This is a genomic window from Kribbella sp. NPDC048837, from assembly GCF_055586945.1.
Genome location: NZ_JBVJHF010000007.1, coordinates 538,864 through 555,079, shown reverse-complemented (window position 1 = coordinate 555,079; position 16,216 = coordinate 538,864). Strand labels below are relative to the sequence as shown.

21 protein-coding genes are annotated in these 16,216 nt (G+C 69.4%); 9 read left to right on the top strand and 12 right to left on the bottom strand.

Features of this window, described 5'->3' with window-relative positions; genetic code table 11:
• Positions 1-96 precede the first annotated feature (96 nt).
• From ACZ6O0_RS32385 to ACZ6O0_RS32375, 3 genes are all read right to left on the bottom strand, one after another.
• A complete protein-coding gene (locus tag ACZ6O0_RS32385; RefSeq protein WP_465768806.1) occupies positions 97-1,227 on the bottom strand; it encodes a lysophospholipid acyltransferase family protein in 1,131 nt (376 codons plus the stop codon).
• Entirely contained in the window at positions 1,220-2,227 is a 1,008-nt protein-coding gene (locus tag ACZ6O0_RS32380) for an NAD-dependent epimerase/dehydratase family protein (protein ID WP_465768805.1), read from the bottom strand. The genes ACZ6O0_RS32385 and ACZ6O0_RS32380 overlap by 8 nt, the downstream gene beginning before the upstream one ends.
• Before the next feature lie 67 nt (positions 2,228-2,294).
• Positions 2,295-2,396: a 30S ribosomal protein bS22 gene (locus ACZ6O0_RS32375; protein ID WP_008356322.1), complete on the bottom strand. Its 102-nt coding sequence runs from the start codon at positions 2,394-2,396 to the stop codon at positions 2,295-2,297.
• A gap of 109 nt (positions 2,397-2,505) precedes the next feature.
• Between ACZ6O0_RS32375 and ACZ6O0_RS32370 the strand changes: the two genes are divergently transcribed.
• Positions 2,506-3,174, top strand: a complete 669-nt coding sequence (locus ACZ6O0_RS32370) for a class I SAM-dependent methyltransferase (RefSeq protein ID WP_465768804.1) — start codon at positions 2,506-2,508, stop codon at positions 3,172-3,174.
• Here ACZ6O0_RS32370 and ACZ6O0_RS32365 read toward each other — a convergent pair.
• Entirely contained in the window at positions 3,171-3,344 is a 174-nt protein-coding gene (locus ACZ6O0_RS32365; protein WP_465768803.1) for a hypothetical protein, read from the bottom strand. The two genes, ACZ6O0_RS32370 and ACZ6O0_RS32365, sit on opposite strands and share 4 nt — an antisense overlap.
• A 186-nt stretch (positions 3,345-3,530) precedes the next feature.
• On the opposite strand from ACZ6O0_RS32365, the gene ACZ6O0_RS32360 reads away from it, so the two are divergent.
• Positions 3,531-3,827, top strand: coding sequence for a hypothetical protein (locus ACZ6O0_RS32360; protein ID WP_465768802.1), 297 nt, complete (start codon positions 3,531-3,533; stop codon positions 3,825-3,827).
• Here ACZ6O0_RS32360 and ACZ6O0_RS32355 read toward each other — a convergent pair.
• On the bottom strand, positions 3,824-5,638 hold the full coding sequence (locus tag ACZ6O0_RS32355) for an AfsR/SARP family transcriptional regulator (protein ID WP_465768801.1): 1,815 nt from the start codon (positions 5,636-5,638) through the stop codon (positions 3,824-3,826). The two genes, ACZ6O0_RS32360 and ACZ6O0_RS32355, sit on opposite strands and share 4 nt — an antisense overlap.
• A gap of 54 nt (positions 5,639-5,692) precedes the next feature.
• Between ACZ6O0_RS32355 and ACZ6O0_RS32350 the strand changes: the two genes are divergently transcribed.
• Positions 5,693-6,547, top strand: a complete 855-nt coding sequence (locus ACZ6O0_RS32350) for an alpha/beta fold hydrolase (protein WP_465768800.1) — start codon at positions 5,693-5,695, stop codon at positions 6,545-6,547.
• On the opposite strand, the gene ACZ6O0_RS32345 is transcribed toward ACZ6O0_RS32350, so the two are convergent.
• Positions 6,525-7,775 carry an amidohydrolase family protein gene (locus ACZ6O0_RS32345; protein ID WP_465768799.1) on the bottom strand — a complete coding sequence of 417 codons (1,251 nt, stop codon included), beginning with the start codon at positions 7,773-7,775 and terminating at the stop codon, positions 6,525-6,527. The two genes, ACZ6O0_RS32350 and ACZ6O0_RS32345, sit on opposite strands and share 23 nt — an antisense overlap.
• Positions 7,776-7,839: 64 nt before the next feature.
• On the opposite strand from ACZ6O0_RS32345, the gene ACZ6O0_RS32340 reads away from it, so the two are divergent.
• The gene (locus tag ACZ6O0_RS32340) at positions 7,840-8,331 is read left to right on the top strand and encodes a MarR family winged helix-turn-helix transcriptional regulator (protein WP_465768798.1); all 492 of its coding nucleotides are present in this window, start codon (positions 7,840-7,842) and stop codon (positions 8,329-8,331) included.
• A gap of 47 nt (positions 8,332-8,378) precedes the next feature.
• On the opposite strand, the gene ACZ6O0_RS32335 is transcribed toward ACZ6O0_RS32340, so the two are convergent.
• From ACZ6O0_RS32335 to ACZ6O0_RS32325, 3 genes are all read right to left on the bottom strand, one after another.
• Positions 8,379-8,594, bottom strand: a complete 216-nt coding sequence (locus ACZ6O0_RS32335) for a helix-turn-helix domain-containing protein (RefSeq protein WP_012923942.1) — start codon at positions 8,592-8,594, stop codon at positions 8,379-8,381.
• 118 nt (positions 8,595-8,712) lie between these two features.
• Positions 8,713-9,888 carry an acetoin utilization protein AcuC gene (locus ACZ6O0_RS32330; protein WP_465768797.1) on the bottom strand — a complete coding sequence of 392 codons (1,176 nt, stop codon included), beginning with the start codon at positions 9,886-9,888 and terminating at the stop codon, positions 8,713-8,715.
• Between the two features lie 92 nt (positions 9,889-9,980).
• Positions 9,981-10,292: a hypothetical protein gene (locus tag ACZ6O0_RS32325; protein WP_465768796.1), complete on the bottom strand. Its 312-nt coding sequence runs from the start codon at positions 10,290-10,292 to the stop codon at positions 9,981-9,983.
• Positions 10,293-10,374: 82 nt separating this feature from the next.
• Between ACZ6O0_RS32325 and ACZ6O0_RS32320 the strand changes: the two genes are divergently transcribed.
• The 4 genes from ACZ6O0_RS32320 (at position 10,375) to ACZ6O0_RS32305 (ending at position 13,877) form a co-directional block, all read left to right on the top strand.
• Positions 10,375-10,917 carry a TetR/AcrR family transcriptional regulator gene (locus ACZ6O0_RS32320; RefSeq protein ID WP_465768795.1) on the top strand — a complete coding sequence of 181 codons (543 nt, stop codon included), beginning with the start codon at positions 10,375-10,377 and terminating at the stop codon, positions 10,915-10,917.
• Positions 10,918-11,305: 388 nt separating this feature from the next.
• Positions 11,306-12,010: an SGNH/GDSL hydrolase family protein gene (locus ACZ6O0_RS32315; RefSeq protein ID WP_465768794.1), complete on the top strand. Its 705-nt coding sequence runs from the start codon at positions 11,306-11,308 to the stop codon at positions 12,008-12,010.
• A gap of 158 nt (positions 12,011-12,168) precedes the next feature.
• Positions 12,169-13,137, top strand: a complete 969-nt coding sequence (gene trpS / locus ACZ6O0_RS32310) for a tryptophan--tRNA ligase (protein WP_465768793.1) — start codon at positions 12,169-12,171, stop codon at positions 13,135-13,137.
• Complete coding sequence (locus ACZ6O0_RS32305; protein ID WP_465768792.1) at positions 13,134-13,877, top strand: endonuclease/exonuclease/phosphatase family protein; 744 nt, start codon at positions 13,134-13,136, stop codon at positions 13,875-13,877. Before trpS ends, ACZ6O0_RS32305 begins: the two co-directional genes overlap by 4 nt.
• Here the strand turns inward: ACZ6O0_RS32305 and ACZ6O0_RS32300 are convergent.
• Entirely contained in the window at positions 13,874-14,776 is a 903-nt protein-coding gene (locus tag ACZ6O0_RS32300; RefSeq protein WP_465768791.1) for a TIGR03560 family F420-dependent LLM class oxidoreductase, read from the bottom strand. The two genes, ACZ6O0_RS32305 and ACZ6O0_RS32300, sit on opposite strands and share 4 nt — an antisense overlap.
• A gap of 4 nt (positions 14,777-14,780) precedes the next feature.
• Positions 14,781-15,137: a winged helix-turn-helix transcriptional regulator gene (locus ACZ6O0_RS32295; protein WP_465768790.1), complete on the bottom strand. Its 357-nt coding sequence runs from the start codon at positions 15,135-15,137 to the stop codon at positions 14,781-14,783.
• 51 nt (positions 15,138-15,188) lie between these two features.
• Here ACZ6O0_RS32295 and ACZ6O0_RS32290 point away from each other — a divergent pair, with 51 nt between their 5' ends.
• The gene (locus tag ACZ6O0_RS32290) at positions 15,189-15,620 is read left to right on the top strand and encodes a TIGR03618 family F420-dependent PPOX class oxidoreductase (RefSeq protein WP_465768789.1); all 432 of its coding nucleotides are present in this window, start codon (positions 15,189-15,191) and stop codon (positions 15,618-15,620) included.
• Here ACZ6O0_RS32290 and ACZ6O0_RS32285 read toward each other — a convergent pair.
• Positions 15,617-16,186 carry a hypothetical protein gene (locus ACZ6O0_RS32285; RefSeq protein WP_465768788.1) on the bottom strand — a complete coding sequence of 190 codons (570 nt, stop codon included), beginning with the start codon at positions 16,184-16,186 and terminating at the stop codon, positions 15,617-15,619. The genes ACZ6O0_RS32290 and ACZ6O0_RS32285 overlap by 4 nt on opposite strands.
• Between the last annotated feature and the right edge of the window lie 30 nt (positions 16,187-16,216).

Here is a 16,216-nt window from a genome sequence, read left to right as displayed (position 1 = left end):
CGCCTGGCTCCACTTCTACAATCACCACCGACCCCACTCCGCCATCGGAGGCCAACCACCCATCACCCGGCTGACCAACCTCCCTGGACATCACAGCTAGAAGAAGACGCTGCGGCGCTGCATGAGCAGGGTGTAGAGGGTCTGCTGGATGGTTTCGCGGACCTGGTCGGTGACGTTGAAGACGAGCATCGGGTCGTCGGCGGCACCGTCGGGGAACTCGTCGGTGCGGATCGGCTCGCCGAACTCGATCAGCCACTTGGACGGCAGCGGGATCAGGCCGAGCGGACCGAGCAGCGGGAAGAACGGGGTGATCGGGATGTACGGGACACCGAGCAGGCGGGCCAGCGAGGCGATGTTGCCGACGAGGGGGTAGATCTCCTCGGCGCCGACGATCGAGCACGGGACGATCGGTACGCCGGTGCGCATCGCCGCACTGACGAAACCACCCCGGCCGAAGCGCTGCAGCTTGTACCGCTCCGAGAACGGCTTCCCGATTCCCTTGAACCCTTCCGGCCAGACTCCGACCAGATCACCGCGCCCGAGCAACCGCTCGGCGTCGTCGTTGCTCGCGAGCGTCGCACCACCCTTCCGGGCGAGCTCACCCACGAACGGCGTCTGGAAGACCAGATCCGCGGCCAGCGTCCGCAGCGGCCGGTGGGCGTGGTCCGCGACGATCAGCTGCGTCACGAGCCCATCCAGCGGCATCGTCCCGGAGTGGTTCGCCACGATCAGCGCGCCGCCGTCGGCCGGGATGTTCTCCACCCCGCGGACCTCGACCCGGAACCATTTCTCCGCCAGTGGTCGCAGCACCGGCAGCAGCACCTGATCGGTGAGATCCGCGTCGTACCCGAACTCGTCGACGTCGTACACGCCGCTCAGCCGCCGCCGCAGGAACGCCAGCCACTCCGCGACCCGCCGCTCGCCGTCCTCGCCGAACAGCTGGCGGACCACTCGCTCGAGCCCGGCGAAGTCGAATCCGGCCACGGCACCGGGGATCTGGGCGGCAGCCGGGGAGGCGTCGAGCTGGATCTCGGCCGGCTCGGCCAGCCGCTCGGCCGGCTTCGGCTGTGCAGCGTCTGCACGCTTGCCACCGGTGGCGCGGGCCTTCTTCTTCGCTCCGGCCTGCCCGGCGAGTGCGCGCGCCGCGGCGGACGGCGTCGTACGGCGTCCTGAACCGCGACCCGGACGTCCGCCGGCACCGATCGGGATCACGTCCGCGTCAACCACGCAGCGCTCCCAGCCCCGCCGACAGCAACCCCGACACCCGGGTGACCGTGCCCGGTCCGAGCGATCTGCGGAAGTCGTCGAACGCCGACGCCGTCGTGTACCCCGGCTCGAACCCGAACTCCGTCCGCATCCGCGTCGTGTCCACGGCCCGTCCGTAGGTCAGGAAGGTGATCTGGTCCGGCGAGAAGTCCGCGAGCCGCGCGCGCCGAACGGCGGCCGCCGTGCTGGCCGCGGTGAAGGACGGGAACCGCAGCGTCGGCCGGCCTAGCCGGCGGATCGCCTGGGAGAGCGCGAGGACGCCGTCACCGGCGAGGTTGAAGGTGCCCGGGAGGTCGTTGACGGTGGCGTGGCGGATCGCCTCGACGCCGTCGTCCTCGTGCAGGAACTGCAGGCGGGCGTCGTACCCGAGAACCGTCGGTACGACGGGCATCGCGAAGTACCGGGTGATCGGGGAGACGGTCTTGGGGCCGATCCAGTTCGCCATCCGGAGCGTGCTCACGCAGACGTCGGGGCGGCGCCGGGCGAACCCGCGCACATACCCCTCGACCTCGACCGCGTCCTTGCTCAGCCCGGTCTGGTGGATCGCCCGCGGCGCCATCTCCTCGGTGAACAGGGCCGGGTCCCGCGGACCCGCGCCGTACACCGTGGTCGACGACTTCACCACCAGCTTGGCCACGCCGGGCGCCTTCTGGCAGGCGGCGAGCAGCTGCATGGTGCCGATGACGTTGATCTCCTTCATCGACGACCGGCCGCCGGCGCTGCCCGGGGTGGCCACGACGCCGGTGTGGACGACCGTGTCGACCCCCTCGGCGGCGATCACCTTGGCGATCACGGGGTTGCGGATGTCCGCCCGGACGAACCGGACCCGGCCCAGCTCGGCCCGTGGCGGCACCACATCGATGCCGAGCACGGTCCCGATCGACGGATCGTCGGCCAGTCTGCGGGCACAGCGAGCCCCGGCGTCCCGGGAGACGCCGGTCACCATCACCACCTGTGCCACGAGAAACCCCCAGCCAGACAGCAACCCCACAGCAGACCACGCCGATCGCCGGCGCGGTGGGAACTGCTTACTTGCCGAGCTTGCGGCGCTGCACCCGCGTCTTCTTCAGCAGCTTGCGGTGCTTCTTCTTCGCCATACGCTTGCGGCGCTTCTTGATTACCGAACCCACAGTTGACCATCCAAACTCAAAGAGAACGTCGGCAAAGCTTACCTGCAGGTCACGCACTCAACCTAAAGCAGGCCCTTTGGATAGGGTGGGAACGACCTGGGGAGGCGCGATGACGACAGGTACGACGGCTCGCTACGACGGGCTGGCCGACTGGTACGACGCCCGCTACGTGGCCGGTCAGGACGATCACCAGCCCGGGCTGCTCGACCTCCTCGGGCCGGGATCCGGGCCGTGCCTGGACATCGGCTGCGGCACCGGCCGCAACTTCGGGACGATCCGTGCGAGCGGGCGCAGTGTGGTCGGGCTGGACTTCTCGGCCGACCAGCTCCGGCTGGCCCGGACCCGCACCGACGGGCCCTTGATGGTCGCGGACGCCGCCGTGCTCCCGTTCGCCGACGCGTCGTTCGATACCGCGATGGTGATGTGGATCTCGACCGACGTGGACGACTTCGCAAAGGTTGTCCGGGAGGCGACGCGTGTGCTCCGGCCGGACGGCGTCCTGGTCGTCTATGGCGTCCATCCTTGCTTCAACGGTCCGCACGTCGTGTGGAACGAGGACGGCAGCCGGCTGGTCCACCCCTCCTACCGCCAACCGGGCTGGCACGAGGAGTCGCCGTACTGGGGTGACGGCATCCGCCGGCACGTCGGCATGCATCACCTCACGCTCGCCGACTATCTGAACGCCTTCCTCACGGCCGGGCTCACCGTCGAACGCTTCGTGGAGCCTGACACCGCGGGCGTGCCGTACAGCCTGGCCGTTCGGGCCAGGCGCGGCTAGGCGGCTTTGCGGGTCGGGATCTGGACGATGGGGTCGGTGAGCACGGCCAGGTGTGAGGTCGCCTGCTTGGCGGTGGCCGCGTACGCCGCCGGCGTGAAGGCGACGGCCGCCAGGCCCAGGCCGACGATGGTGCCTACGGCAACGGTCTTCACGATCTTGATCGGCATCATGGGTTCCTCCTCGGGTCGATGACTCCATCCTGATAGCCAGGACTGCGACCGTCCTGGGAGAAACCTGGGAGCCGGCTGGGAGTCAGAACGCGGCCACCTCGGGCACCGCGCGGTGAGGATCCGCACGGATTCCGGGGTCCACGGGCCGGAGCGGATCACGATCGCGTGGTCGATCCCCCATGACGCTTGCTCTCGGCAACGTTCGACGAAACCGCCGACGGTGTCGAGCAGTTCCAGGCCGGGACGCCGGCCGCGGTCCGGGATCGCCCGGCCGGTGAGTCGGCGATCGCCGCGTTCCGCCGCTTCACCGTCGCGAACGTCGCCCACTCCGGCGATCCTGGCGCCGTCGAGCTCATCACGACCGCGGCCAAGGTGGTCGACGGCAGTCCGTCGCTGCACGCCCGCGAGCGGGAGATCGTCGCCGCGACCACCCGCGACCTCGCCCACCTGCTCCAGTCCGAGGGCACCGACCGGCCTCCTTAGAGGTAGTTGGAGACTGGGCCGAGGGTTAGCAGGCCGGAGGCGGCTCCGGCGTGTTCGGTGGCGGCGGGGGCGAGCGCGGACTGGGCGCGTTCCAGGATGTGGGGCTCGTCGAGTTGGCGGGCCGCGTGGGCGATGAGGGCCCAGTGGGCCTCCAGCAGCAGGCCGGGCGGTGGATCCGGTGCGGCCCTGAGGGCGGCGACTGCTTCGTTCGCATCTTCGAGGAGGAGTGGACGGATCCACGGGTCGTGGGGGCCGTAGTCGGCGACTCGGATCGGCTGGTGGTGGCGGATGGCTCGGCAGGCCAGCGCGAGTGGGAGCAGGCCTTCCTGCAGGCCCGGCATGCCGGCGGTGTCGAGGAGAGTGGCGGCTGTGCGGTAGGAGTCCTCGGTGTCGTCGCGGAGGGCGGCGTACCAGCGGGTGAAGACGGCGACGAGCGGGAGTTCGTGGCCGGCGGCGAGGGCGTCGGCGGCTGCGGCGTGGTGGTCGGCGGCGGCACGGTCGGCGATGGCGCAGGCGGACTGCAGCCGGATGAGGTGGCCGAGGACCTCGTAGGTGGTGAGCTCGTGTCGTTGGGACAGCGTGATGAGCTCGGCGCCGATGGCGTCGCGTTCGGGGGCCAGGCCGGCGCGGTCGCAGGTCTGCATGAAGCGAGCGTTGAGGGCGAAGGCGAGCAGCACCGGGTCATCGAGTCCGCGGGCGAGCTCTTCGGCTTCAAGCGCAGCCTGAGGAACTCGTACGCCGCGCGACTCGAGCGCGATGGTTGCCAGGAGCCGCGCGCGGGCTTTGGGGTGTTGTTGAGTCGGCAACGCTCGCTCTGCTGCGGCAACGATCGCGGCGGCGAGGGGCTCGTCGTCGGAGCGCGTCCAGATCGCGGGTACGTCGTACGCCCCGATGACCCGCGCCGTCAGGTCGGGATCGCCCAGTTCCTCGGCTGCCGTGATCGCCGCGAGCCGCTGCCGGCGTGCGGCCTCGAGTCCACCTGTCACCGCAAGACTGCGCAGCAGACCCACCGTGGACTCCAACCGGGCACGAGCACCGACGGTCCGGTCGTACGCCGCAGCCGTCTCGGCCCACACGTCTCCGGCCGACAGATGCGCGGCCTGGTTGAGGATGTCGGTCTCCACCCGGCTGAGCGCCGTACCGGGATCCACACCGAGCTGACCGACCAGCATCGCCCGGGCACGACGCAGTACGGCGAGAGCGTCGCCCTGCCGGCCACTCCGGTACAGCGCCAACGCCAGCAACCGCCACGCGTCCTCACGCCACGGATGCTCTGTCACATGTCCGTCCAGCTCAGGCACAGCCTCAGCAGCCAGCCCTACCGCCAGCCGGGTCTCCGCCAGTCGCTCCACGGCCCGCAACCGCAACTCGGTGAGCCGGGACCGCTCTGCCTGAGCCCAGCCCTCCTCAGCAAAGTCGGCGTACGCCGGTCCGCGCCACAGCGCCAGAGCCTTCACCAGCTCCTCCGGCTGCGACGCACTCCGCACCGCATCCTCGAACCGCCACGCGTCGACGGCATCCGTCCGTAACGCATAGCCCGGCCCCTCGGTCACCAGCAACTGCGCAGGTGTCCGCGGCACGCGCTCCGGCTCCAACGCCCGCCGCAGAGCGGCCACGAACGTCCGCACCGCACTCAGCGCACCCTCCGGCGGATCGACCCACAACTCGTCCACCAGCAGAGTCGCCGGTACGACGCGGCCGCGTGCCACGATCAACCGCGCCAGCACCGCCCGATGCCGCGGCCCCTTCAGCGCCACCGGCCGCCCGGCACCGTCCCAGGCCACCACCGGCCCGAGCACCCCGAATTCCACCCGGCCACGGTAGCGCTCATCGGATGCTCATCCGGATCCACGACGCTGGCCGGCATGAAGATCAACGGATTCGACTACCACCGCATCACCGGCGTGGACGGCGTGAAGCTCAACGTCGCCGTCGGCGGCTCCGGTACGCCGATCGTCCTGCTGCACGGCTTCCCGCAGACGCACGTGATGTGGCGACACGTCGCCACCGACCTGGCCGCCGACCACACCGTCATCTGCCCCGACCTCCGCGGGTACGGCGAGAGCGACAAGCCCGCCGATGGCTACTCCAAACGCGCCATGGCCGCCGACATCGTCGCCGCCGCCCGCGAGCTCGGTCACCCGACCTTCGCCCTGGCCGGTCACGACCGCGGCGCCTTGGTCGCCTTCCGCGCCGGACTCGACCATCCGGGCACCATCACGCACCTGATGTGCCTCGACGTCCTGCCGACACTCGACATGTGGGAGGTCATGCACGGCACGCGGGCCGCGGTCGGGTTCCATCTCTATCTGATGGCGCAACCGCCCGGTCTGCCGGAGGAGCTGATCGCCGCGAGCGCCGACGCGTTCTTCGGGTACTTCCTCGATGCCTGGACCAAGGACGGAATCCCGGCCGAGGCCCGCACCCACTACCTCGACGCCTGCCGGTCAGCCGTCCCGTCGATCGTCGCGGACTACCGCGCCTCGGCCACGATCGACGTCAGCCACGACGAGGGTGATCTTGCTAAAGGCAACAAACTGCGGATGCCGGTGACGGTGATCCAGCAGGACTGGGGTGCCGCCCTCGGCTTCGACGCCGCGGCCCGGTGGCAGGCCTGGGCCACCGACCTGCACCACGAGACCACCACCTCAGGTCACTTCATGGCCGAGGAGTCCCCGACCGAGATCGCCGGCGCGCTCAGGAAGCTGCTCGGGCGGTGAGGTAGGCCGTCGACTCCGCGAGGGCGTCGAGCGCGGCGGGCAGCGAGGTGCTGACCACGTGACCGTCGCGCTTGACCGGCGTACCGCCGACCAGGACGGTCTCCACGTTGCCCGGGTGCCCGGAGGTGACCACGGTGGCGACCGGGTCCTGCGCACCGCCGGCCAGGTTCAGATCCGTGGCGCGCAGCACGATCAGGTCAGCCTGGTTGCCAACGGCAAGCGATCCGACGTCGGCGAGTCCGAGTGCATGGGCGCCTCCGACAGTCGCCAGCTGGAGCACCTCGGCCGCGGTGAAGGAGCGGTGGCCGAGAGCCAGGATCTGCTGCATGACACTGAACATGTCGCCGGCGCCGCTCGTCACCGTGTCGATCCCGAGGCCGACCCCGGCCCCCGCGGCCTTCAGCCGGGCGGCGACCGGACCGCCCATCTCCAGCCGCGACTCGACCGCGGGCGTGACCGAGACGGACGCACCGGACTCCGCGATCAGCTTGAGTTCGGACTCGGACAGGTTGTTGCCGTGCACGTACAACGTGTCCGGTCGCAACAGCCCCGCGTCCCGGAGTCCGGCGATCGGCGCGGGCGTGACCTCACTGCCGTCGATATGCGTCACGACGGGCAGCCCGAGTTCCGCGGCCAGCGCCCAGTCGGCCTCGACGGTCTCGAACGGCGCATAGGCGGGACCGATGGATGCCACCGCGACGCCGATCCGATCGGAGACGTGGCCCAGGACGCGGCGCAGGCCCTCCGGATCCACCGCACCACCGGCCAGCGGCGACGGCCCGAATCCGAAGACCGCCCGGATGCCGCTGCGATCCAGTGCGTCGACGGCGGCTTCGGCGAACTCCGCCGAGCCCTGCACATGGGAGTAGTCCTGCACGGTGGTGACGCCGCCGTCCAGACACTCCAACGCACCCACAAGGTTGCTCGCAGCAACATCTTCGGGCCGGTAGCGGGTGCCGTGGGCCTGCATCACCCGGTCGAAGTAGTACCCGAGGTCACCGTCGGCCCCGATCCCGCGCAGCGCGGTCTGCCAGACGTGCCGATGGGTGTCGACGAACCCGGGCAGCACGATCCGCCCTCGCGCGTCGATCACCTCCGCGTCGACCGCGACCAGATCAGGTCCCACCGCGGCGATCCGGCCGTCCTCGATCAGTACGTCGGTCTCCGGCCGGACCACCACCTCCGGCGCGGTGTCGATCACCAGGCCGCCTCGCACCAGCATGCGCATGAGAAATCCCCTCAGTAGAAAGCTTTCTTAAAAGCTATCACCAAAGGCATCTAGACTGTCAACCATGACGACCGACCGGGTGGACGGGATCCTCGCGGCCTGGCAGCACGAGCTGCCGGACGCGCTGCACCCGACCAGCGAGCTGAGCAAGCGCCTGATGGTGCTGGCCGACGCCCTGGACCAGGCCACGCGGCCGGTTCTGCGGGAGCTCGGCCTGACCGCGGCCGAGTACGACGTGATCGTCGCGCTGCGCCGCTCGGGAACGCCGTACCGGCAGAAGCCCTCGGATCTGAGCCGCAGTCTGCTGCTGTCCTCCGGCGGCACGAGCAACGTCGTCAACCAGCTGGTACGGCGGGGATTCGTGGCCCGCGAGCCCGACCCGGACGACGGGCGCGGCACACAGATCCGGCTCACCGCCGAGGGAGTGGCGATCGCCGAGGAGGCTGTGATCGCGAGCTCCGCGGCACATCACAAGCTCTGGGACGGCCTGCCCGACGAGACCGTCCAGCGCGCGACCGCCGCACTGCGGGCGCTCTCGGGACGGTCGGAGACATGACGAGGCGGCCGGTCCCAGAGGGATCCGGCCGCCTCGGCTTCTCGTGGTTATCCGGCCTGAAAGAAGGCGCCCTTGAGGTAGTCGTGCACGGCGTCCTCCGAAACCCGGAACGAACGACCCACCCGCACCGCGGGCAGCTCACCGGAGTGCACCAGGCGGTACACCGTCATCTTGGACACGCGCATGGCCGTGGCGACCTCCGCCACGGTCAGGAACTTCACCTCGGCGAGCGGCTGCTCACCACCGGACTTCTTTGATGCCATTGCGCACCGCACTTCCAGCACGGATCGTGCGCCGGCTTCCCCTCCGGCACCTCCGTCCGTGCATGCAACGAGCGTAGTGGCTGTTGGTACGAATGGGAAAGAGGGGGACTTCTGTGACTCAATACGAAGGATCGAGACCAAGAAGAGGGAAGCTGGTGTCGCGTGTCGCCTTGATTGCGCGGTCGAGCCAGGTGTCGGGGTTGTAGCCGGTGGACCAATCGACGTACGTCGCGTCCCGGCCGTCGGTCATCCGCAGCGGCGCGACCCGGGCGAACCGGAGCTGGATCTCCTCGCGCCACGCCTCCGGCACCGGCGTCAACGGGTCGATCGGGTTGCCGGCGACGATCGCGAGCAAGTGGCTCCAGGCCCGCGGGACGACGTCGATGATCGCGTACCCGCCACCACCCGTGGCGATCCACTTCCCGCCGGCCACCTCGTGCGCGAGATCGTGCAGGGCCAGGTACGCCGCACGCTGCCCGTCGATCGTTTTCGTCAAGTGGGCCAGGGGATCCTCGACATGTGAATCGCAGCCGTGCTGCGTCACCATCACGGTCGGCCGGAACGCCTTCACCACGTCCGGGACGATCGCGTGGAACGCCCGCAACCAACCGGCATCCCCCGTCCCCGGTGGCAGCGCCACGTTGACCGCCGTACCCTCTGCGTCCGGTCCACCCGTCTCCCCCGCACTGCCGGTGCCCGGGAAGAGCGTGGTCGGCGACTCGTGCAGGCTGACCGTGAGGACCCGCGGGTCGTTGTAGAACGCCGCTTGTACGCCGTCCCCGTGATGCACGTCGACATCGACGTACGCGATCCGCTCCGCACCGTGGTCGAGCAGCCACTGGATCGCGATGGCGGGATCGTTGTAGACGCAGAATCCGCTGGCCCGGTCGGGCATCGCGTGATGCAGGCCGCCGGCGATGTTGGCCGCGTGCAGGACATCGCCTTCCCAGACCGCTCGAGCCGCCTCGACGGTCGCGCCGACGATGTGCGCGGAGACCTCGTGCATCCGCGGGAAGCAGTAGGTGTCGTGGGTGCCGAGCCCATGCACCGGATCGGAGCCGTCCGGGTCGTCGCCGGCCCGCTTGACCGCGGCGATGTACTCGGCGGTGTGCACGGTCTCCAGCAGCGCATCGTCGGCCATCGGCGCCGGCACGACCTTGAGCTCGTCGAGTATGCCGAGCGCACTCGCCAGCCGGATCGTGAGCTGCACCCGGATCGGACTCATCGGATGCCCGCGGCCGAAGTCGTACGCCGTCAGTCCGTCGTCGAACACCAGCATCGCCTCACCGCTCATCCGCGTCCTCGCTTCGCTCCGGGCGCGGATGAGCCTTGCTGCTGTGCTCGTTGATGAACTCGCTCCGCTCGTCCATGAACCGACCTTAACCGTCAAATCCCAGGAAGTGGTTTGCCAAACCGGGCGCTCAATCGGTAAGCGCCTCGCTGGGCGTGGAAGACGGTCATCGCCAGGATGCCGACGGCGGCGGCGATCAGCGCGGCCCACGGGTGCGCGCCGACGTGCGCCCACGCGGTCAGCGCGCCGGCGATCGCGAACGCGCCGAGGCCGCCGACGGCGTTCCGGGTCGGCGAGTTGCCGGTCAGGTTCGGGTACTCCCGGGCACTGATGCCCTGGACGAAGTGCGGGATGCCGTTCGTGCCCATCAATCCGGCCAGGAACGTCAGCACGATCGCGTGAATCATCTCTCCTCATTTCAGTCTACAGGCGTTGACTGAAACCGTAGACCCGTCACGAGACTTCAGTCAACATGCGTAGACTGAGACGATGGCGACGAGGGTGGAGCAGCGGCAGCGGACCGAGACGCGGATCCTGACGGCGGCGCGGCAGTTGTTCGGCGAGCACGGGTACGACCGGACGACGATCCGCGCGATCGCGACGGCGGCCGGCAGCGACCCCGGTCTGGTGATGCGGTACTTCGGGTCGAAGGAGAAGCTGTTCGCCCAGGCATCGGCGATCCCGGCGGACGGGCCGATCGAGGGTTCGCCGGAGCAGATCGCCGAGCAGTTGACGGCCGGCCTCACCCAGAAACTGGCGGACGAGCCGTCCGTGGCGCTGGCCGCGTTGCGGGCGATGTTCAGTCACCCCGAGGCGGCCGACGAGGTCCGGTCGGCGATCACCGCGCAGCAGCGTCAGGTGGCGGCGCAGTTGCCCGGCGAGGACGCCGTACTGCGTTCCGGAGTGATCGGAGCGTTGACCCTCGGGCTCGTGATCGGGCGGCATCTGGTCCGGCTGGACGGCCTGGACTCCGACCCGGACGAGGTGATGGCGGTGGCAGGCCCGCTGATCACCGCATTGATCGATGCCTGACCTCAGTCCGGTGCCGACTGCATGACCCCGTCCCGAAGCCCCGACGGACCCGCACGTGGACACGGGCGGCGCGACACCCCTCCTGAGCCGCGCCGGCCCGTTCCACAGGCGTTGGTCCGACAGATGCTTCATCGCTCAAGGACTGCAAGGCGTTACAAGATTTGCAGGAACACGCAAAACCCGAGGGCAAATCGGTTGCGGAGGGTCACAAAGGCGGTCTAGTCCTGTACTCTGTCCCGGCTCGCCCAGCGGCCCGTTGCACGTTCCTGCAACGGCGAGAATCGGACTTGCGCGGATCGATGTCCAGGCCCCACAGTTCCTTCCCGTGAGGAAGCGCTTGAGCTCGTTGAAACCCAACCGACGGCAAATCTTCACGGCGGGGGCGGCTGTGGCCGCGTCGACCGTGGCCGTCCCGACCCTGGCCGCGACGGCCACCACCAGCACCACCACCGCCACGTCCGGCGGCCTGTACGGCTCCGGCACCCTCGGCTCCTGGGCCAACGCGACCCGGGCCATCTCGACCACGGCGCAGATCCAGCACGTCCGCGAGACCAACGGCGTCTACATGTTCGGCGACAGCATCTCCGTCCAGGACGGCAAGGCGCTGGCGATCCGGCTGCTGAACCGCGACGGCAGCCAGATGGCGGTGAACAACTGGTCCAGCCGGCCGACCTCCGGCGCGGTCGACGCGCTGCAGCAGTGGGCGTCGGCGTACGGACTGCCGCGCCGGATCCTGATGGCGAGCGGGTCCAACGACATCTTCGACCCGCCGAAGTTCGCGGCACAGATCGACCGGGCGATGAGCATCGTCGGCCCGACCCGGACACTGTTCTGGGTCAACATCCAGGCCGTCCGCAAAGCCCAGACCGCGACCGTGCAGTTGGCCGACCAGCGCAACAGCTCCTGGCTCAACATGCAGATGTACGACGCCCAGAAGAAGTACCCGAACCTGCACGTCATCCGCTGGGCCGAATGGCTCTGGGTGAAGCCGTACCGGCTGCTCAACTACCTTCGCGACGGCGTTCACCCGACGGTGCCGCTCGGGCAGGACGCCCGCAACGAACTGATCGTCCAAGCGCTGACACAGCGATGAGTTAGGCTAGACGTGTGAACACGAACTTGTTGCAGAGCTGGTGGGCCGCCTAGGGCGGTCACCCGGCGTTCACACGCATCCAAGAGGCCGCCTCGCCGAGGCGGCCTTTTTGATGCCCTCTCTCGGCTGGGGCGCCCACACCACCGAGAGGAACAGTCATGACATCGCTATCCGGTATCACACCGTCCGGCCGGCTGACGCTGGGCAACCACCTCGGCGCCCTGCGCCGGTTCACCGACCCCGACGGGTTCTACTTCGTCGCGAACCTGCACGCGATGACCACCAAGCACGACCCGCGCCGGCTCGCCGCACTCACCCGGGAGTTCGCGACGCTGATGCTCGCGGCCGGCGTCCCCGAGGGCACTGTGTTCGTCCAGTCCGACGTCCCCGCGCACGCCCAACTCGCGTACCTCCTGGAATGTACGTCGTACGTCGGGGAGCTCTCCCGGATGATCCAGTACAAGGAGAAGGGCAAGGGCCGGCCGATGACCCGGGCCTCGCTGTTCACGTACCCCTGCCTGATGGCCGCGGACATCCTGCTCTACGGCGCCGAGCGCGTCCCGGTCGGCGGCGACCAGGACCAGCACGTCGAGCTGGCCCGGGACGTGGCGATCCGGTTCAACCGCGAGTACGGCGAGACTTTCGTCGTACCGCAGCTCGCCAAGGCCGCGTTCGCCACCCGGGTCAAGGATCTGGCCAATCCGACCAGCAAGATGAGTAAGTCCGACGCCGACGAGGCGATCGGCACGATCCGGCTGCTCGACCCGCCGGACGTGATCCGCCGGCAGATCATGCGCGCGGTGACCGACTCCGAGAACGAGGTCCGCCACGACGAGGTGGCCAAGCCCGGAGTCACCAACCTGCTCGAGATCCTGGCCGCCTGCACCGACGGCGATCCGGTCCGGCTGGCGGATTCGTACTCGTCGTACGGCGCACTGAAGCAGGACGTCGCGGACGCGGTCCTGGCCGTGATCGAGCCGCTGCAGAAGGAGTACGCGCGGCTCGCGACCGACCCGGGCGCGATCGACACCCTGCTCGCCCAGGGCCGCGATCGGGCCATCGACACCAGTGCACCCCGACTCCAGGCGGCGGTGCGAGCCATGGGTTTGGCAGGATCGGCCCCATGAAGATTCGCGTCGCCACCTTCAACATCCGCAACTCCTCCGCACCCGACGGCGACAACGCCTGGCCGGTCCGGCGGAACGCGACGGTGGCGGCGATCGAGCTCCTCGACGCGGACGTGGTCGGGCTGCAGGAAGTGCTGCCCGACCAGCTCGAGTACCTGCGCTGGCGGTTCCCGAAACACGAGATCGTCGGCGTCGGCCGGGACGACGGGATGAACGCGGGTGAGCATTCCGTCGTCCTGGTCCGGCCCGGCGACTGGCGCGTCGAGAAGCACGAGACCCGCTGGCTGTCCGACGACCCCGGTACGCCGGGATCCGTCGGCTGGGACGCGGACCTGACCAGGATCGCGACCCTGGTCTGGCTCCGGCACAAGAACGGTACGACGATCGCCGTCGCGAACACGCACTACGACCACGCCGGCGAGGTCGCCCAGCTGCAGTCCTCGCGGCTGATCGCTCGCTGGACCGCCGGCGACCTGCCGTGGATCGTGATGGGCGACCTGAACGCGACACCGGACTCGCTGCCGCTCAAGACGCTGGCCGAGTCCGGCCTGCGCCTCGCCGTACCGATCGAGGCCGGCGGCAGCTGGCACGACTTCACCGGCGCGGAGGACGACGACCGGATCGATCACATCCTGGTCAGCGCCGAGTGGACAGTGGTCGAGGCAGCCGTCTCCCACTACCGCCCGGACGGACGGCTGCCCAGCGACCACTGGCCGGTGCTCGCGACGCTGTCCCTTTAGATCTTGGCGAAAACCTCTTCGCGAAGACGTTCGAGCGCGTCGAACCGGCGGTTGCCGGTGCGGAGGAACGCGTCGGGCACGAGCAACTCGTCGATTCCGGCCGCCGGGTACTGCGCGACCTTGTCGAGCACCTCCTGCGCCGACCCCATGATCACGTGCCCGCCCCGGCTCTCCAGCCGCTCCTTGCGCTCAGCCGCCTCGGAGTCACCCGGTACGACGACCTCCAGCATCGTCTGCGCGGACCGGCGGACCGTCTTCGGGTCGCGGCCGATGCGCTCGCAGTGCGCGGTGAAGACCTCGCCCTTCTGCGCGGCCAGCGCCGGGTCACCCCAGTGGTTCCACTCGTCGGCGTACTTCGCAACGATGCCGAGGGCAACCTTCTCGCCGGCGGCGCCGATCAGGATCGGCAGGTGGGCCGGCTTCGGCTCGAGCGGGGCGCCGGCGAGCTGGTAGTAGGTGCCGTCGAAGGTGGTGCGCTCCTGGGTGAGCAGGCCCTTGATCACCTGGCAGGCCTCCTCGAACCGGGCCAGCCGTGGGCGCACCGGCGGCAGCTCGATGCCGTAGACCTCGTGCTCGTTCACCTGCCAGCCGGCGCCGATGCCGAGGACGAACCGGCCCTCGCTCATCTGGTCGATCGTCGCCGCCGTGTTCGCGACGACCGCGGGATGCCGGTAGGTGTTGCCGAGCACCATCGAGCCGACCCGGACCCGCTCGGTCCGGGCGACGATCCCGGCCAGCAGGGCGAAGGCTTCGTTGACGGGAACGGACAGGTCGTCGCCGTTCTGCATGAAGTGATCAGCTATCCAGACCCCGTGCCATCCGGTGCGTTCGGCGTACTCGGCGCCTTCGAGCACTTCCGACCAGGTCCTGGATGCCGCGGGCCACAAAGAGAAGTCCATGACGTCATCCTCTCTCCTGCGCCTCGAGGACGGCCTCGCCGTTCTCCTCTGCCCACATGGTGAGCATCCGGATCGGGCCCATCAGCGTGCGGCCGAGGTCGGTCAGCTCGTACTCGACGCGGGGTGGGACGCCGCCGTGGTCCGTGCGGGTGACCAGGCCGTTCGCCTGGAGTCTGCGCAGGGTCTGGGTGAGCACCTTCTTCGAGATGCCGCCGATCAGCGTGATCAGCTCCGAGTGCCGCCGTGGTCCTTCGTTCAGGCCCCACAGGACGACCACGGCCCACTTGTCGGCGATCACCTCGACCGCCAGGCGGGCCGGGCAGTCGGCGAGGAAGACGTTGCCGGGATCCAAACCATCCACGGCTGACCAGGGTACCCAGCGGTTCCCACGGCGCTGGCTACCGTCCTCGGCATGACCGGCCTCCCCGCAAACACCCATCGACTCTTCACGGAACCCAAGGACGTCACCCTCGTCACGATCGACCCCGACGGCTCGCCGCAGGCCTCACTCGTCTGGGCCGCCCGCGACGGCGACGAGATCGTGGTCGGCATCCAGCAGCCACACCGCAAGGCCCGCAACCTGCGGCGCGACCCGCGGGTGACGCTCCTCGTCCAGGACGACCAGGTGAGCTCTCGCGGGATCACGCAGTACCTGGTTCTGCGCGGTACGGCGAAGCTCGAAGGGCCGGGGATCCCGGCGGACTACAAGGCGCTGATGGATCGCCTGTCGCAGCGCTACCTCGGCGTGCCCGAGTTCCCTTTCGGTGAAGGCATCTGGGACACCGGCATGATCGCCCGCATCACCGTGGACCGGGTGGCGGGCGAAGGGCCTTGGCTGGGCTAGACGACGATGTGCCAGCGGAGGAGGAAGGCGCCGATCGAGAGGATCAGGTAGGTGAGGACGAGGAGGGCGCCGATGCCGGGGCGCGGGCGGTGGCGGCGGACCGGCGTACCGTCGGCCTGCCGGCGGATGGCCTCCATCACCGCGCCGACCTCGGCCGCACGGTCCTTGGGGATGCCGTTGATCTCGCTCTCGTCCTGGCCGCGGCTGAGCACGACGTTGTCGTCGCCGATCTCGATCTTGTCGACGTCCTGCCAGGCGAGGCTACGGATCAGCATGCTCGTGCGGGCCTTGAGGGCGGTGGCGGTCAGCTCGACGCGGTAGAGCACGACGCCACCGGCGACGCGGACCACCGAGGCGCCGATGATCGTCAGCAGGCCGACCGCGAGCATGTCGCGCGCACCCATCCACAGCCAGGAGTTCAGCGCCGGGACGACGATGAACGGCGCGACGAACAACGCCCACGCCCACCACGGCGCAGGATCCAGCGGCACTCGCCACGGCAGCGGCGGCACCTCCTCCTGCTGCTGTGCAGGCGCGGTGGCCGGATCGACCGAACCATTACCCATGGGCGGGACCATAGTCGACTCATCCCTCGA

Excerpts from the sequence above, each read along its gene's own strand:
- ACZ6O0_RS32325 (WP_465768796.1), bottom strand. The coding sequence starts at position 10,292 with ATGATTCACGCGATCGTGCTGACGTTCCTGGCCGGATTGATGGGCACG.
- ACZ6O0_RS32350 (WP_465768800.1), top strand. The coding sequence starts at position 5,693 with ATGAAGATCAACGGATTCGACTACCACCGCATCACCGGCGTGGACGGC.
- ACZ6O0_RS32320 (WP_465768795.1), top strand. The coding sequence starts at position 10,375 with ATGGCGACGAGGGTGGAGCAGCGGCAGCGGACCGAGACGCGGATCCTG.
- ACZ6O0_RS32345 (WP_465768799.1), bottom strand. The coding sequence starts at position 7,775 with ATGCGCATGCTGGTGCGAGGCGGCCTGGTGATCGACACCGCGCCGGAG.
- ACZ6O0_RS32290 (WP_465768789.1), top strand. The coding sequence starts at position 15,189 with ATGACCGGCCTCCCCGCAAACACCCATCGACTCTTCACGGAACCCAAG.
- ACZ6O0_RS32335 (WP_012923942.1), bottom strand. The coding sequence starts at position 8,594 with ATGGCATCAAAGAAGTCCGGTGGTGAGCAGCCGCTCGCCGAGGTGAAG.
- ACZ6O0_RS32365 (WP_465768803.1), bottom strand. The coding sequence starts at position 3,344 with ATGATGCCGATCAAGATCGTGAAGACCGTTGCCGTAGGCACCATCGTC.
- ACZ6O0_RS32305 (WP_465768792.1), top strand. The coding sequence starts at position 13,134 with ATGAAGATTCGCGTCGCCACCTTCAACATCCGCAACTCCTCCGCACCC.
- ACZ6O0_RS32370 (WP_465768804.1), top strand. The coding sequence starts at position 2,506 with ATGACGACAGGTACGACGGCTCGCTACGACGGGCTGGCCGACTGGTAC.
- ACZ6O0_RS32300 (WP_465768791.1), bottom strand. The coding sequence starts at position 14,776 with ATGGACTTCTCTTTGTGGCCCGCGGCATCCAGGACCTGGTCGGAAGTG.
- ACZ6O0_RS32340 (WP_465768798.1), top strand. The coding sequence starts at position 7,840 with ATGACGACCGACCGGGTGGACGGGATCCTCGCGGCCTGGCAGCACGAG.
- ACZ6O0_RS32285 (WP_465768788.1), bottom strand. The coding sequence starts at position 16,186 with ATGGGTAATGGTTCGGTCGATCCGGCCACCGCGCCTGCACAGCAGCAG.
- trpS (WP_465768793.1), top strand. The coding sequence starts at position 12,169 with ATGACATCGCTATCCGGTATCACACCGTCCGGCCGGCTGACGCTGGGC.
- ACZ6O0_RS32330 (WP_465768797.1), bottom strand. The coding sequence starts at position 9,888 with ATGAGCGGTGAGGCGATGCTGGTGTTCGACGACGGACTGACGGCGTAC.